At 63.4% G+C, this 14,454-nt stretch carries 10 protein-coding genes; 2 read left to right on the top strand and 8 right to left on the bottom strand.

Annotated elements, in window-relative coordinates; all coding sequences use genetic code 11:
* Positions 1-98 precede the first annotated feature (98 nt).
* Together B9A15_RS01530 and B9A15_RS01535 are read right to left on the bottom strand one after the other, a co-directional pair.
* The gene (locus B9A15_RS01530) at positions 99-833 is read right to left on the bottom strand and encodes a crotonase/enoyl-CoA hydratase family protein (protein WP_084408190.1); all 735 of its coding nucleotides are present in this window, start codon (positions 831-833) and stop codon (positions 99-101) included.
* Positions 834-839: 6 nt separating this feature from the next.
* Positions 840-2,648 carry an acyl-CoA dehydrogenase family protein gene (locus B9A15_RS01535; protein WP_084408191.1) on the bottom strand — a complete coding sequence of 603 codons (1,809 nt, stop codon included), beginning with the start codon at positions 2,646-2,648 and terminating at the stop codon, positions 840-842.
* 267 nt (positions 2,649-2,915) lie between these two features.
* On the opposite strand from B9A15_RS01535, the gene B9A15_RS01540 reads away from it, so the two are divergent.
* Positions 2,916-3,758, top strand: a complete 843-nt coding sequence (locus B9A15_RS01540; protein WP_084408192.1) for a fumarylacetoacetate hydrolase family protein — start codon at positions 2,916-2,918, stop codon at positions 3,756-3,758.
* Between the two features lie 176 nt (positions 3,759-3,934).
* Here B9A15_RS01540 and gcvP read toward each other — a convergent pair whose 3' ends face one another.
* The 4 genes from gcvP to B9A15_RS01560 form a co-directional block, all read right to left on the bottom strand.
* On the bottom strand, positions 3,935-6,787 hold the full coding sequence (gene gcvP, locus B9A15_RS01545) for an aminomethyl-transferring glycine dehydrogenase (RefSeq protein ID WP_084408193.1): 2,853 nt from the start codon (positions 6,785-6,787) through the stop codon (positions 3,935-3,937).
* 144 nt (positions 6,788-6,931) lie between these two features.
* Positions 6,932-7,294 carry a glycine cleavage system protein GcvH gene (gene gcvH / locus B9A15_RS01550; RefSeq protein ID WP_084408194.1) on the bottom strand — a complete coding sequence of 121 codons (363 nt, stop codon included), beginning with the start codon at positions 7,292-7,294 and terminating at the stop codon, positions 6,932-6,934.
* A gap of 89 nt (positions 7,295-7,383) precedes the next feature.
* A complete protein-coding gene (gcvT, locus tag B9A15_RS01555; protein ID WP_084408195.1) occupies positions 7,384-8,526 on the bottom strand; it encodes a glycine cleavage system aminomethyltransferase GcvT in 1,143 nt (380 codons plus the stop codon).
* A 636-nt stretch (positions 8,527-9,162) separates the two neighbouring features.
* On the bottom strand, positions 9,163-11,445 hold the full coding sequence (locus B9A15_RS01560) for a transglycosylase domain-containing protein (RefSeq protein WP_084408196.1): 2,283 nt from the start codon (positions 11,443-11,445) through the stop codon (positions 9,163-9,165).
* A gap of 369 nt (positions 11,446-11,814) precedes the next feature.
* Between B9A15_RS01560 and B9A15_RS01565 the strand changes: the two genes are divergently transcribed.
* Entirely contained in the window at positions 11,815-12,612 is a 798-nt protein-coding gene (locus tag B9A15_RS01565) for an SDR family NAD(P)-dependent oxidoreductase (RefSeq protein WP_084408197.1), read from the top strand.
* A 48-nt stretch (positions 12,613-12,660) separates the two neighbouring features.
* Here B9A15_RS01565 and B9A15_RS01570 read toward each other — a convergent pair whose 3' ends face one another.
* Both B9A15_RS01570 and B9A15_RS01575 read right to left on the bottom strand, forming a co-directional pair.
* Positions 12,661-13,482, bottom strand: coding sequence for an alpha/beta fold hydrolase (locus B9A15_RS01570; RefSeq protein ID WP_084408198.1), 822 nt, complete (start codon positions 13,480-13,482; stop codon positions 12,661-12,663).
* A 145-nt stretch (positions 13,483-13,627) separates the two neighbouring features.
* On the bottom strand, positions 13,628-14,452 hold the full coding sequence (locus B9A15_RS01575) for a MipA/OmpV family protein (RefSeq protein ID WP_084408199.1): 825 nt from the start codon (positions 14,450-14,452) through the stop codon (positions 13,628-13,630).
* Positions 14,453-14,454 lie beyond the last annotated feature (2 nt).

Genomic DNA, 14,454 nt, shown 5'->3' on the forward strand with positions numbered 1-14,454 from the left:
AAGGGATCGCGACGCAAAAAAGAATAGGCCCCCACAGGCCGAGTTTCAACGGATGACGGTCGGCGCCTGATAACCCCATTGCGCGACCTCACAGGCCGTCATTTCTTCAAGAATGCCTCGAAGGCGCGGCGGGCTTCGGGCGAGACGAGGCGCTGGGAGAAGAGCGTGATCTCTTCCTCGATCCGCGCTTTGATCTCGGCCTTGTCGCCCCGCAGGAGGCGCTTGGCGATACCGATCGCCTCTGCGGGCTTGGCCGCAAGCGTCTGCGCCGCCGTCAGCGCAGCCGCGTCCGGATCGTTCTCGACGACCTTCGTGACGAGTCCAGCCGCTCTCGCTGCTTCCGCATCGAAGGTCTCGCCGATCGCAAGAAGCGCAAAGGCGCGCTGATGGCCCATCAGGCGCGGTGCGAGAAGGCTGGAGGCAGCCTCCGGCGTCAGGCCCAGATCGGCGAAGGGTGTGCGAAAGACGGACTGCTTCGAGGCGACGACATAATCGCAATGCATCAGCAGCGTTGTGCCGATGCCGATCGCCAGCCCGTCGACCGATGCGACGAGCGGCAGGGACAGATCGACGATCGCATTCAAAAAGCGACCGATTTCCTGTGGCACCTCGCCGCCGCTCGCGACGGCCAGGAAATCGGCGAGGTCGTTGCCAGCCGAAAAGGCGCCCGACTGTCCGGCAATGAGAACGACCTTCACGTCCTTGGTGCCCGCCTCCTCCATGGCCTCGGCGAGCGCTGCATACATGGCCCGCGATAGGGCGTTTTTCTTCTCCGGCCGGTTGAGGCGCAGCGTCAGTACGCCGTCGGCGATGCTTGTTTCGATTGCGCTCATAAGGTGTCAGGCCTCCAGACCGATGGCGATGCGCGCCGCCGCGAGGCTGGCCGCACCCTGGCGGACCTGAGCGCACAACGCATTGGTCTCGGCAAGAAGGTTCTCGGCCATGAAGCGGGCAAGAGCGGTTCTCTGACCCTCCGGGTCCGCGGCCAACGCGCTCTTGGCCAGATAGACGCCGCCGGCTGTCAGGCCGAAGAGACGCAGATAGGGCGTTGCGCCCGCCAAGGCGGTCTCCATGTCGCCCTTGTCCAGTGCATTGCGCAGGAAAGCGGTCGCGCTAGAGAGATCGCTCAAAGCATGATCCAGCATCTCGGCCGTCTGACCGAAGCTCGGATCGTTCTTCGTCTCCACCGTTTCGACCACCGCGCGCAATTCGAGCATATAGTTCTCGAAGGCCGCGCCCTCGGACAGGCCGATCTTGCGGGTGACGAGGTCGATGGCCTGGATGCCGTTCGTGCCTTCATAGATCGGCGCGATGCGGGCATCGCGCAGAAGCTGGGCGGCGCCCGTCTCCTCCACATAGCCCATGCCGCCATGCACCTGCACGCCGAGCGAGGCGACCTCCACGCCAATATCGGTGGAGAAGGCCTTGGCGACCGGCGTCAAGAGTGAAGCGCGCTCGGCCCAGGCCTTGGAAGCGGTCGGATCGCCGGCCGTTGCTTTCGCCCTGTCGCCGGCATGGCCGCAGGCATAGGCGATGGCGCGGCAGGCCGCCGTCAGCGCCTTCATGGTGAGCAGCATGCGCGTGACGTCCGGATGCTCCGCGATCGGCGTCATCGCGCCGCCGGCTTCCGAATTGTCCCGCGCAAGCCGCGTCGAGCGGCCCTGACGGCGCTCATGGGCAAAGCGAAGCGCCTTCTGCGTCGCGGCCTCCGCTATGCCGACACCCTGGATGCCGACGAGAAGCCGGGCATTGTTCATCATGGTGAACATGCAGGCGAGACCGCGATTCTCCTCGCCGATCAGCCAGCCGATCGCGCCCGGCGCCTCGCCCTCGGCCGAGCCGTCGCCATAGATCATCGTGCAGGTCGGCGACCCATGCAGGCCGAGCTTGTGTTCGAGGCCGGCGCAGATGACATCGTTGCGTCGACCGAGCGAGCCGTCGGCCTCGACCAGCATCTTCGGCACGAGGAAGAGCGAAATGCCCTTCACCCCCGCCGGGGCGTCGGGGAGGCGGGCCAGCACGAGATGGACGATATTGTCAGTGAAGTCATGCTCGCCATAAGTGATGTAGATCTTCTGGCCGAAGATCCGGTAGGTGCCGTCGCCGACCGGCTCGGCGCGGGTCTTCAGGGCGGAGAGATCCGAACCCGCCTGAGGCTCGGTCAGGTTCATCGTCCCCATCCATTCGCCCGAGACGAGCTTTTCGAGATATCGCTGCTTCAATTCGTCGGAGCCGTGGCTCTCCAGGGCTTCGACCGCGCCGGTCGTCAGCGTCGGGCCGATGGCGAAGGACATGGAGGCCGAATTCCACATCTCGGCCGCCGCGACCGCAAGCGACATCGGCAGTCCCTGGCCGCCATGGGCTTCCGGACCGGTCAGGCTGTTCCAGCCGCCATCGATCCATTCGCGATAGAGTTCGCGCCAACCTTTCGGCGTCGTGACCTTTCCGCCTTCAAGACGGGTGCCTTCCCGGTCGCCGGAGGCCGAAAGAGGTGCGATGCGTTCCTCGGCAAAGCGGGCCGCCTCGGCAAGGATCGCTTCCAGGAGATCGGGCGACAGCTCGCCTGTCTCCCCTTGATCCATCGCCTCCTGCAGCCCCGCCACATGACGCAAAGCGTGAGAAATGTCCTCGACGGGTGCTGAATACATGGTTTTCCTCCCTTGCGGCTCGCGGCGAGCCGTCGGCCCTCTTAGAGCGTGAGGTCACTCGACATGGCGACGAATGACGGGTTTGCCGAGGAGCAGCTTCATCGTCAAGCTTAGCGTTTCATATGGATAAGACCGGCCATGTCCCAATGCCGGGGCGTCGATAGCCGGCGCCGAAATTCATTGCAAAAACAAGTCCTCCTCATGTCCGTGACGCGGAACCGAAGCCTGGAGCTGATAGTTTCAGATCGTGACCATGGAGGCGTGTGAATGCGGTTCGTTCGGTTCGGTGCACGCGGTGCCGAGAAGCCCGGTTTGATCGACGAAGGCGGAACGATCCGCGATCTCTCTGGCAGTGTGGACGATTTGTCGGGCCATGCCCTCGATCCGGCACGTCTGGACGCGCTGTCGCGTCTCGATGTGACTACGCTTCCCGCCATTCCTGCCGATGTCCGCTTGTGCAAACCAGTCGGGCGGATCGGTAAGATCGTGGGGGTCGGACCGAATTTTCCCGTCGCAGCGTCCTTGGCCGGCTTCAAGGTCAATCCCGAGCCGACCTTGTTCCTAAAAGCGTCGACCGCCGCATGCGGGCCGAACGATCCGATCGAGATCCCGCGCCTTGCGACGCGAGTCGATTGGGGCGTGGAGATCGCCGTCGTCATCGGGCGCATGGCGAAATCGATCGAGATCGAAGGCGCCTCATCGGTCATTGCGGGCTATTGTCTGGCGAACGACCTCTCCGAGCGAAACCATCAATTGCAGCGCGGCGGACAGTGGACCAAAGGCAAGAGCCACGACACATTCTGTCCGCTCGGGCCCTGGCTCGTCACGCCGGACGAGGTTGGCGATCCCGGATCGATCGACCTTTTCCTTGAGGTGAACGGTATTCGTCAGCAAGAGGGCGCGGCGGCCGACATGATCTTCAAGATCCCCTATCTCGTCTCATACGTCTCGCGCTTCATGCGCCTGGAGCCCGGCGACGTCATTTTGTCGGGCACGATCGGCGGGGTCGGGCTGTCCTACGATCCGCCGCGCTTCCTTAAAGCCGGAGACCGGCTTCGTGTTGGCGGGACCAAACTCGGCGAGCAGGAAATGATGTGCCGCGACGAATAACGGCGGATGCGTCATGGCCCTTGAGCTGAAGCTGTGCGGGACAGGCGGCGCCACCACGTGTCAATCGTCGGCCCCGTCAACGACACCGCCCATAGGCTCGCATTGATCTCTCGCAAAAAAGCCCTCGGTATCGCCGGATATCGAGGGCTTTGATGAGAAAGACTTGGCCGCCGCGATTACTCTGCCGCTTCCTGATAGGCCTCCATGGGCGGGCAGGAGCAGACGAGATTGCGATCGCCATAGACATTATCGACGCGGTTGACCGGCGCCCAATATTTATCGACGCGGAACGCGCCCGGCGGGAAGCAGCCTTCTTCGCGCGAATAGGGCCGATCCCAAGCTCCTACGAGATCCTCCACCGTATGCGGCGCGTTCTTTAGCGGGTTGTTCTTCGGATCCATCGTGCCGTTTTCGATGGCCCTTGCTTCCTCCCGGATCGCCAGCATCGCATCGCAAAACCGGTCTATCTCGGCCTTCGTCTCGCTTTCCGTCGGCTCTACCATCAAGGTGCCTGCCACCGGCCAGCTCATGGTCGGAGCGTGGAAACCGCAATCGATGAGGCGCTTGGCCACATCGTCCACGGTAACGCCCGCGCTCTCCTGAAGAATGCGCGTATCGATGATGCATTCATGAGCAACGCGCCCCGTCGCCGATTTGTAGAGGACGGGATAGGCGCCCTCCAGCCGCTTGGCGATGTAGTTGGCGTTGAGGATCGCGATCTTGGTGGCCTGGGTGAGACCGGCCCCGCCCATCATCAGGCAGTAGCTCCAGGAGATCGGCAGGATGGAAGGCGAGCCGAAGGGCGCCGCCGAGACCGGTCCCGCCTCGCCGCCGGTCGAAGGGTGGCCGGGCAGATGCTGGGCCAGATGGGCTTTCACCGCGATCGGGCCCATGCCGGGGCCGCCGCCTCCATGGGGAATGCAGAAGGTCTTGTGGAGATTGAGGTGGCAGACATCGGCGCCGATATCACCGGGCCGAGCGAGGCCGACGAGAGCGTTCATATTCGCGCCGTCGAGATAGACCTGGCCACCATGCTCGTGAACAATGGCGCAGAGATGGGCCACATGGGCCTCGAAGACGCCATGGGTCGAAGGATAGGTGATCATGCAGGCGGCGAGCTTATCGGCATGGGCCGCGGCCTTCGCCTTGAAGTCCTCGACGTCGATATCGCCATTGTCGGCCGAGCGCACGGGCACCACCGTCATGCCGACCATTTGGGCAGAAGCCGGATTGGTGCCATGGGCCGAGGTCGGGATCAGGCAGACATTGCGATGCCCCTCGCCATTGGCCTGATGATAGGCGCGGATGGTGAGGAGACCGGCATATTCGCCTTGCGCGCCGGAATTGGGTTGCATCGATACCGCGTCGAAGCCTGTGATCTGGCAGAGCTTGTCCGATAGATCGTCGATCAAGGCTTTGTAGCCGAGGGCCTGATCGGCGGGGGCGAAGGGATGCAGCTCGGCGAATTCCGGCCAGGTGATCGGCAGCATCTCGACCGTCGCGTTCAACTTCATCGTGCAGGAGCCGAGCGGGATCATGGCGCGATCGAGGGCAAGATCGCGATCCGAAAGCCGGCGCATATAACGCGTCATCTCGCTTTCGGCTCGGTTCATGTGGAAGACCGGATGGGTCATGTAGTCGGTCTGGCGCAACGCATCGTCGGGCAGACGCCATTCGGGTCCGAAATCGGACGCCTTCAAATCGCCGCCAAAGGCACGCCAGACCGTCTCGATCACGTCCGGCCGGGTGCGTTCATCGATGGTGATGCCGATGCGATCCTTGCCGATGGGGCGCAGATTGACGCCGCCGGCGAGCGCGGCGTCGAGAATGACCCGCTGCAGCTTGCCGACTTCGATCGTGATCGTGTCGAAGAAGACATCCGGCTCGATCGTGTAGCCAATGGCTTCGAGACCTGCCGCCAGAAGCGAGGCGCGGCTATGCACCCGCTGGGCGATCGCCTTGAGGCCCGTGGGCCCATGGAAGACGCCGTACATCGAGGCCATGACGGCCAGCAGCACCTGGGCGGTGCAGATATTGGAGGTCGCCTTTTCCCGGCGGATATGCTGCTCGCGGGTCTGAAGCGACAGGCGGTAGGCCCGGTTGCTTCGTGAATCGACCGATACGCCGACGAGGCGGCCGGGCATGGAGCGCTTATGGGCGTCCTTGACCGCCATATAGGCGGCATGGGGGCCGCCATAGCCCATGGGCACGCCGAAGCGCTGGGTCGAGCCGATGGCGATATCGGCGCCCATTTCGCCCGGCGATTTGAGAAGGGCCAGCGACAGGGGATCGGCGGCCATGACCGCGATGGCCTTTTCGCCATGCAGGCTCTCGATGAGCTTCGAGAAATCCCGCACATGACCGTAAGTACCGGGATATTGGACGATCGCGCCGAAAATTGCTGCGGGGTCGAGATCGGTGAACGGATCGCCGACGGTGATCGTCCAGCCGAGCGGTTCGGCGCGCGTCTTCAAGACCGCGATCGTTTGGGGATGGCAGTTCTCGTCGACGAAGAAGAGATCCCGTCCCGATTTCGACAGACGATGGGCCATGGCCATGGCCTCGGCCGCGGCCGTGCCCTCGTCGAGGAGCGAGGCATTGGCGACGTCGAGTCCCGTCAGATCGGAGATCATCGTCTGGAAGTTCAACAGCGCTTCGAGCCGGCCCTGGCTGATCTCTGGCTGGTAGGGCGTATAAGCCGTGTACCAGGCCGGATTTTCCAGGATGTTGCGCTGGATGACCGGCGGTGTGATCGTGCCGTGATAGCCTTGGCCGATGAGGGAGACGAGGTTCTTGTTCTTGTCGGCGGTCGCGCGCAGGGCGTCGAGCGCCTGGCGCTCGGTCATGGGCGGGCCGAAATCGAGCGGTGCCTTTTGACGGATGGAAGCCGGCACGGTTTCGTCGATCAGCGCATCGAGGCTAGAGGCCCCCAGCAGCTCGAGCATCGCCGCTACCTCCGAAGGGGAGGGGCCGATATGCCGGCGGTTGGCGAAATCATAGGGGTCGTAATCGGTATATTCGAAACGCATGCGATTGGCCTTGTTCGAAGATCTGGTGGACGGGCGCATCGAGACGATGCCGGGCCCCCGCCGCTCTTCTTGTTGGCGTATGCCGCGCAGGGATGCGGGCATACGTTCCGTCCGGGTTTCTAGAAAAATCGACCGCCGCTGCGGTCAGGCGATCATCGCCTTGTAGGCGTCTTCGTCCATCAGGGCGTCGAGTGCGGCTTTGTCGGCAAGCTTCAGCTTGAAGAACCAGCCATTGCCCTGGGGATCGGAGTTCACGATCGACGGATCGTCGGCAATCGCCGGGTTGATCTCGACGATCTCGCCATCGAGGGGAGCATAGACCTCTGACGCCGCCTTGACCGATTCGACGACGGCCGCATCATCGCCCTTGGAGAGAGCCTTGCCCACCTCGGGAAGCTCCACGAAGACGAGGTCGCCAAGCTGTTCGGCGGCATGGGCGGTGATCCCAACCGTCGCCACATCCCCTTCGACGCGCAGCCATTCATGCTCTTCCGTGAATTTCAGCATCCTCGGTCTTCCTCGCTCATGCGTTTGGGCGGTCGCGGCCCGTCTGATCGGCGAACCGATCGAGAGGGCGCGAGCCGATCGATCCGGTCTCAGCGCCGCTTGTAATGCGGCTCGACAAAGGGCGTGGGGGTGACGGTAACGGGGATGCGTCGTCCCCTGAGATCCGCAAACAGTCGTGTGCCCGATTCCGACTGCTTCAGGGGAACGTAGCCCATCGCGACCGGCGCCTCCAGTGTGGGGCCGAAACCGCCGGAGGTGACACGTCCGATCGGCTCGCCGCCGTCTTCATCGGCGAAGAGTTCGGCCCCGGCGCGCACCGGGGCTCTGCCTTCCGGTTTGAGGCCGACGCGGCGGCGGGACGGGCCATCGGTCAATTCGGACAGAATGCGATCCTCGCCCGGAAAGCCGCCCGCCCGCTCACCGCCGGGGCGGCGAACCTTCTGGATCGCCCATTCGATCGCCCCTTCGACGGGCGAGGTCGAACGATCGATGTCGTTGCCATACAAGCAGAGCCCGGCTTCGAGCCGCAGGGAATCGCGAGCGCCGAGGCCGATCGGCTCGACGGCGTCCATATCGAGCAAGGCGCGCGCCACATCTTCGACCCGCGAGGCGGGTACGGAAATCTCGAAACCGTCCTCGCCGGTATAGCCCGAGCGCGAGACGATCGCCGGAGCACCGAGAAGATCGACGCTGCGCACGTCCATAAAGCGCATTTCGGACACTTCCGGCGCGAGCATCGCCAGGGCGATTTCCGCCTTGGGACCCTGAAGGGCGATCAATGCGCGATCGACGAGCTCTTCGACCTCGCATTTGCTTGAAAGCTGGTCCTTCAGATGGGCGACGTCCTCGGCCTTGCAGGCCGCGTTGACGACGAGAAATAGATGGTCGCGGCGATTGGCGATCATCAGATCGTCGAGAATGCCGCCCGTCTCGTCGGTGAAGATACCGTAGCGCTGACGTCCCTCCTTCAGCCCGAGAATGTCGACGGGAACGAGCCTCTCCAAGGCAAGAGCTGCATCCTCGATCGCGCCGGATTTCGGGCGTATCGCCACCTGGCCCATATGGGAGACGTCGAAAAGGCCCGCGGCCGCGCGGGTGTGAAGATGCTCCTTCATCACCCCGGCGCTGTATTGCACCGGCATCTCATAGCCGGCGAAGGGCACCATCTTGCCGCCGAGCGAGCGGTGCAGATCGTAAAGGGGCGTGCGGTTCAGCGGTGTCGGTTCGGCCAAGCGAATCTCCTCGTGACGATTCAGGTCTTCGGATCGAAGAGATTCGTATATTTTTGCGCCTTGTCCGCAAAGGCCACGAAGGCACTGCCACGGCCTTCAGGAAGGCAATCTGATGATCTCGACCTGATAGAAATGGAACTTTTTGTCACACCAAGCGCTCTACGGCCGATAGTTTTGTCCGTTGCCATGTCGTCGGAACGCTCGGTTTTGCAAAGGGAACCGAGCCAAGGCGAAGGACAGCGGATGAATCGCTTAAAGGTTCGGTCCGGCGCCAGAGAGAGGGCAGTCGTTCCGCATCGGAAGGGAAGATCGGGTCGATCCCATGTCTCCCCTCACGGCAAGGAGGAAGCCAGTGGTGCGTAGCATTATCTATATCGTCGGTCTCGTCGTCATCGTTCTTGTCATTCTGAGGCTCGCGGGCCTTGCCTAAAGCGCTGGGCGAAAACGTGGGACCCGATTCTTCGGCCACCTGACGCGCCTTCAAGGCCATTAGGATGATCGGGCGAAACCGATTGATCGCCTGATGCTCAGACGGCCTATCGATGGATCAGCAAGACATGAAAGAGGCGCCGTCCGGCAAGACGGCGCCTCTTTCGTTCGGTGGGTCTTTCGGGCGGATCGGCTTGAAACCCGCGATCAGCCGCCGAAGATGCGGTTGAAGAGCGAGCGATCCTCGACGCGCTCCTGAACGACGACGCCCGGGGGAGGCGGGGTGTCGTAGAAGCGGCCGTCGCCGCCATCCTCGAAATTGCGACGTGGGCTGCGCTGCCCCGTCTGGGCGACATAGTCGTTCTGCTCTCCCGCTATACTGGGATCGTAGAAACCACCGTCGGAATAGGTGCCGTCATCCGCCCCGTTTTCGGCGGTGAGCGCGCCGCTGTGCTCGCCGATGCGATAGTCGCCAGGAAGCGGCGTTGCTGGCAGTCCTTCATGGGCGGCGGTCATGAATTTGTGCCAGGCTTCGGCCGGCAACGATCCGCCGGTCACCTTCTGCATCTTGGCGCCATTGTCGTTGCCCAGCCAAACACCGGCGACGAGGTTCGAAGTGTAGCCGACGAACCAGGCATCCTTGAAGTCGTTCGTCGTCCCCGTCTTGCCGCCGGCCTCCCAGCCTTCGATGGCGGCTCTGCGACCCGTTCCGGCCGAGACGACGCGCTTCAGCATGGCGTTCATCATCGCGACCGTGTCGGGATCGACGATGACGGGCGGCACTTCCGCACCCCGCTCCCACAACACCTTGCCGTCTTCGGTGGTGATGCGGTTCACCAGATGCGGCTTGGCCTGGTAGCCGCCATTGGCATAAGGGGCGAAAGCGCCGGTCAGTTCGAGAAGCGAGACCTCGGACGTTCCAAGCGCGATCGAGGCGTTGTCGCCGATCTCGGACTTGATGCCCATCCGGTTCGCCGTCTCGATGACCGACGCCGGACCGACCCGGTCGATCAGCTGGGCGGCGATGGTGTTGAGCGACTGGCGGAGCGCGTCGGCGACGCTCACCGGTCCGCGATAGCGATTGTCGTAGTTGGAGGGCGTCCAGTTTCCGATCCGAACCGGCTCGTCCATCATCACCGTTTCGGGGCGGAATCCCTGTTCGATGGCGGTCTGATAGACGAAGGGCTTGAAGGCCGAGCCCGGCTGACGCCTCGCCTGGAAGGCGCGATTGTATTGGCTCTGGGCATAGTCCCGGCCGCCGACGAGGGCCCGGATCGCGCCGGTGCCGTCTATGGCGACGAGCGCGCCCTGCGAGACGTTCTGACGAGCGCCATCGACGGTTTCGCGGATGGTCTTCTCGGCGACCTTTTCCAGGTCCATGTCGATCGTCGTCTCGACGACGACGTCATCCTTCACCTCGCCGATTAGGGACTTGATGTCCTGCATGACGACATCGGCGGCGTAGTTTTCCGCGCCGGTCCAATAGCTCTTGGCCTTGGTCGGCTTCTGGGCGAGGCCCGCCTGATACTCCTCGTCGGTGATCTCGCCTTCCTGGCGCATGGCCGCGAGAACGACGTCGGCGCGGTCCTTGGCGGCTTTCGGATCGCGGGCCGGCGACAAGCGTGAGGGCGCCTTGAGGAGACCGGCGAGAAGCGCGGCCTCCGGCAGCGTCACTTCGGCCGCGCTCTTGTTGAAATAGCGCCGCGCCGCCGCCTCGACGCCGGTCGCGCCCGAGCCGAAATAGACCCGGTTGAGATACATCTCCAGGATCTGGTCTTTGGTGAATTTCTGCTCGAGCCAAAGCGCCAGGATCGCTTCCTGGATCTTGCGCTGGATGGTCTGGTCGGGATTGAGGAAGATGTTCTTGGCGAGCTGCTGGGTCAGGGTCGAGCCGCCCTGAACGGTCGAGCCGGCCTGATAGTTCTCGACCGCCGCGCGCAGGATACCGATCGGATCGACGCCGAAATGATCGTAGAAGCGCCGGTCCTCGATGGCGATGACCGCTTGGGGAATATAGGGGCTCATCTCGTCGAGCGAGACTTCCTTGCCGCCGGTCAGGCCGCGATTGGCCAGAAGCCGGCCGTCGACCGAGACGATCTTGACGTTGGGCGGCCGATCCGGGATCGCCCAGGCTTCCTGCGGCAGCTTGATGGCGAAATAGCCGACGATCGCCGCAACCGCGAGCGCGCCCCAGATGCCGAGCGCGAAACAGGTGCGGACCAGATGGCCGAAGAAGCTGCGCCGGCGGCGCGGCGGCTGGCCGCCGGACCCGCCTGAACCGGATCCACCGGAGCGCGATTTGGACCCGCCGAACAGGGAAAAGCCGCCACCCTGCCGCTTCTTGGCTTGTTTGGGCGCCCGCCTCGTCTTGCGATCATTGGCCGCGAGTGGAACGGCCCGATCATCCGCGCTGACGTGAAAATCGCCGCGATCGCCACCGGTTTCCGCCCCGAAGGTCGGTTCGATGCGTTCCTGCCGTCTGGCCGCCATCAAGCCTCGTCCTGCCTTCACGGTGATCGGATCGGCGAGCGCGCACCCCCATAAGATGCCGCGTTCCTTGCCGATCGGCCGATTGCCGTTCCCCTCAAGTCTCGCGGTTCGCCACGCGCATCACCCATTTTGGCAAAGGCAAGCGACCGCAGTGCTTTCCAAACCTTTAAATACGGCGATTTAACGGGGCATGAACCGATTGTGGCAGGGGTGGGGCAAGCTTGGCAGGGAAGGCGATAGGCTGACGCAGCCCCGATTGCCGCCGGAAGTCCGTCATCTAGGTGAGGGGCAAGCTCGACGGCCGATGCGTTCCCGCGAGGGAATCCGAGCCACCGAACCCCAAGAGCCTGCTATCTCGGAGTTGCCTTCATGCAGATCGATCTATCAAAGAAGACCGCCATCGTCACCGGCTCGACCGCCGGTATCGGACTAGCCGCTGCCGTCGGATTGGCGCGCGCCGGCGCCCATGTGGTCGTCAATGGCCGCAGCGAGGACCGCGTCGAAACGGCGGTGCGTCACGTGTTGGCCGAAGTTCCGGGCGCGCACGTCTCGGGCGTTGCCGCCGATCTCTCCAGTGCCGAGGGTGTCGAAAGCGTTGTGAAGGCCGTGCCCGAGGTCGACATCCTGGTGAACAATGTGGGCATTTTCGGCCCCAAGCCCTTCTTCGAGATCGGCGACGACACGTGGGAAGCTTTCTTCCAGCTTAACGTCATGTCGGGCGTGCGCCTTGCCCGTTCTTTGATGCCGTCCATGATGGAGCGCGGCTGGGGCCGGGTCGTCTTCCTGTCGTCGGAATCGGCCCTGAACATCCCCGCCGACATGATCCAATACGGCTTCACCAAGACCGCCGTCCTCTCGCTCTCGCGCGGGCTCGCCAAGCTTGCCGCCGGCAGTGGCGTCACGGTCAATTCGGTGCTTCCCGGCCCGACCTATTCGGAAGGCGTCGGCGAGATGCTGAAGGACATGGCCGAAGAGAAAGGCCTTTCGATCGAGGAAGCGGGGACGGAATTCGTCAAATCCGAACGCCCGTCATCGATCATTCAGCGGCCGGCGAGCGTCGAGGAGGTCGCCAACATGATCGTCTATGCCTGTTCGAAAGAAGCCTCGGCGACCACCGGTGCGGCTCTGCGCGTCGATGGCGGCGTGGTCGATTCGATCGTGCCGTGAGGGTAGCGGAGCCCTTGCCGTGAGATGATCGGCAAGGGCTCGCCCGATTCATCCTCGCGCGAAGGTGGCGAGGTCGTCGACGAGGCGCTCCTGTTCCGTGAAATGGAGGCCATGGGGTGCGCCCTCATAAACATGGAGCGTGGAGGCGGGAATCATCTCGGCCGCGCGCTTGGCCGAGGCCGCGAGGGGAACCGTCTGATCCTTGTCGCCGTGAATGACGAGCGTCGGAACGGTGAAGGCCTTCATGTCGTCCCGAAAATCGGTGCGGCCGAAGGCGTTGACGCATTCGATCGTCGCCCGCAGCGATCCCTTCAGGGCCATGGACTGCGTCCAGTCGAGATAGTCCGAGGATGGCGAGGTCGACAGCATGGAGGCGCCATAGAACTGCTTGCCGAAGCTGGCCAGGAACGCCGGCCGGTCCTTCTTCAATTCCGAGATGAAGCCATCGAAGATCGAGGGATCGACGCCGTCGGGATTGCTCTCGTCCTGCGCCAGATAAGGCGTGACGGCGGAAACAAGGACGACCTTTGCGAGGCGCTCGGCCTTGTGTCGCTTCATATAGCGCGCAACCTCGCCGCCACCCATGGAGAAGCCGACGAGCGTGGCGTTGCTCAGCTCGAGATGGGTCAGAAGATCCGCGAGGTCGTCGGCGAGCGTATCATAGTCGTAGCCGCTGCCAGGCTGATCGGAGCGTCCGAAGCCGCGCCGGTCATAGGCGATGGCTCGGAAACCGCGATCGGCGAGTTCATGAGCCGTATAGTCCCACATATCGGCGTTGAGCGGCCAGCCATGGACGAGGACGACCGGCCGGCCCTGGCCCCAGTCCTTGTAATAGAGGTTCACGTCGTCGCGAGTGGTGACGAAGGGCATGAGCTTTCCTTTCTCGAATTCGAGATGTCTGCGAGCCCAACGAAAACGCCCGCCGCAACGTTGCGACGGGCGCGATGATGGCATGCCTTAATTCGGCAAAAGCCGCGAGACGTGGAAAACCTCGTTTCGACCTCGATCGCTGTTCTTAGAACAGGTCGAGCGAAAAGCGCTTGGAGAGGCCGAGGCCGAAATAGAACTGGTCGTCGTCACCGGCTTTCGTCACGACCGGCGAATCGCCGGCATCGCCCACGAGCCTCTCCCAGGAGGCGTCGGCGGTGACGAACCAATCGGTGATGACCTCGTAGCGCGCCGAGGCCTTGACGCCGACGCTCTGGAAGCCGCCCTCGGCCTCATAGACGTCGAACCGTCCGCCCGAGCGCACGAACTCTTCTGGGCTGACGGAGAAATAGTCGCCCATATAGTCGGAAGAGGCGAGGGAGGCGGTCGGGCCGGCCTTCAGCTCGATGCGGTCGGTCGGGCGCACGATGAGATTAGCGCCGATGTCACCGGTCACGCCTTCCGCCCCGCCGAATGCATACCGCACGGCGCCGTAGACCTCCGCATAATCCCAGGTGTAGCTGGCCTTCAGGCCGATCTCATAGGTGTCGTCCACCTTGTCGAGACCGAACAGGTCACCGCCGTCGCGCTCGCCAATATATTTGAACGAAGGTCCGATCGAGAATCCCCGGCCATCCGGCCCGCCGAAGGAGCCGAGCCCCGGCAGGTTCAGATATTCGACAGAGAATATCGGATAGAACGAGCCCTCATAGTCGTCCGAGCCGAGATAGTCGGGCTGGTAAGCGCCGCCCAATCCCAGCTCGAAGACGAAGTCCGCTCCACCATAATCGTAGGCGGCTGGCGCCGGCTCGGCGGGATTGGGATCGTAAGGCGCGTAAACGTCCGCCGCCCCAGCCGGAAGAGCCGTGGCAAGTAGAATGGCGAGGGCTGAGGCGGCGAAACGCAAATGCATGA

It is taken from the genome of Fulvimarina manganoxydans, assembly GCF_900176465.1.
In the GTDB taxonomy this organism is placed as follows: Bacteria; Pseudomonadota; Alphaproteobacteria; order Rhizobiales; family Rhizobiaceae; genus Fulvimarina; species Fulvimarina manganoxydans.